Raw genomic sequence first — 1,696 nt, 5'->3', positions numbered from 1 at the left:
GGTCGTAATTTTTTTACGGAGAGTTTGATCCTGGCTCAGGACGAACGCTGGCGGCGTGCTTAACACATGCAAGTCGAACGATGAAGCCCAGCTTGCTGGGTGGATTAGTGGCGAACGGGTGAGTAACACGTGAGTAACCTGCCCTTGACTCTGGGATAAGCGCTGGAAACGGCGTCTAATACCGGATACGACCTGCCCCGGCATCGGGTGCGGGTGGAAAGTTTTTCGGTCAAGGATGGACTCGCGGCCTATCAGCTAGTTGGTGAGGTAATGGCTCACCAAGGCGACGACGGGTAGCCGGCCTGAGAGGGTGACCGGCCACACTGGGACTGAGACACGGCCCAGACTCCTACGGGAGGCAGCAGTGGGGAATATTGCACAATGGGCGAAAGCCTGATGCAGCAACGCCGCGTGGGGGATGACGGCCTTCGGGTTGTAAACCTCTTTTAGTAGGGAAGAAGGGCTTCGGCTTGACGGTACCTGCAGAAAAAGCACCGGCTAACTACGTGCCAGCAGCCGCGGTAATACGTAGGGTGCAAGCGTTGTCCGGAATTATTGGGCGTAAAGAGCTCGTAGGCGGTTTGTCGCGTCTGCTGTGAAAACCCGAGGCTCAACCTCGGGCCTGCAGTGGGTACGGGCAGACTAGAGTGCGGTAGGGGAGAATGGAATTCCTGGTGTAGCGGTGGAATGCGCAGATATCAGGAGGAACACCGATGGCGAAGGCAGTTCTCTGGGCCGTTACTGACGCTGAGGAGCGAAAGCGTGGGGAGCGAACAGGATTAGATACCCTGGTAGTCCACGCCGTAAACGTTGGGAACTAGATGTGGGGACCTTTCCACGGTCTCCGTGTCGCAGCTAACGCATTAAGTTCCCCGCCTGGGGAGTACGGCCGCAAGGCTAAAACTCAAAGGAATTGACGGGGGCCCGCACAAGCGGCGGAGCATGCGGATTAATTCGATGCAACGCGAAGAACCTTACCAAGGCTTGACATATACCGGAAACTTCCAGAAATGGTTGCCCCGCAAGGTCGGTATACAGGTGGTGCATGGTTGTCGTCAGCTCGTGTCGTGAGATGTTGGGTTAAGTCCCGCAACGAGCGCAACCCTCGTTCTATGTTGCCAGCACGTCATGGTGGGAACTCATAGGAGACTGCCGGGGTCAACTCGGAGGAAGGTGGGGATGACGTCAAATCATCATGCCCCTTATGTCTTGGGCTTCACGCATGCTACAATGGCCGGTACAAAGGGCTGCGATACCGTAAGGTGGAGCGAATCCCAAAAAGCCGGTCTCAGTTCGGATTGAGGTCTGCAACTCGACCTCATGAAGTCGGAGTCGCTAGTAATCGCAGATCAGCAACGCTGCGGTGAATACGTTCCCGGGCCTTGTACACACCGCCCGTCAAGTCATGAAAGTCGGTAACACCCGAAGCCAGTGGCCTAACCGCAAGGAGGGAGCTGTCGAAGGTGGGATCGGTGATTAGGACTAAGTCGTAACAAGGTAGCCGTACCGGAAGGTGCGGCTGGATCACCTCCTTTCTAAGGAGCATCTGGACACCGCAGGGTGTTCCAGGCGCCAGATCAAAGCGAATGTCTTTGCTGGTAGCTCATGGGTGGAACATTGAACTAGGTGCTCGGTGAGATCGTCTCGCGTCAGTACAGCCTTCGGGTTGGGAACGCGTCGGGGCGGTGGAGTCGGG

The 1,696-nt window shown here is 56.7% G+C and carries 1 rRNA gene; it reads left to right on the top strand.

What is annotated here, in order from left to right:
- Window positions 1–12 precede the first annotated feature (12 nt).
- Window positions 13–1,535: ribosomal RNA gene (locus C5B93_RS16785) — 16S ribosomal RNA — on the top strand.
- Window positions 1,536–1,696: the final 161 nt, after the last annotated feature.

The sequence above is a fragment of the Rathayibacter sp. AY1A2 genome, assembly GCF_002930935.1.
Lineage (GTDB): Bacteria > Actinomycetota > Actinomycetes > Actinomycetales > Microbacteriaceae > Rathayibacter.
This window is presented reverse-complemented; position numbering and strand designations above follow the sequence as displayed.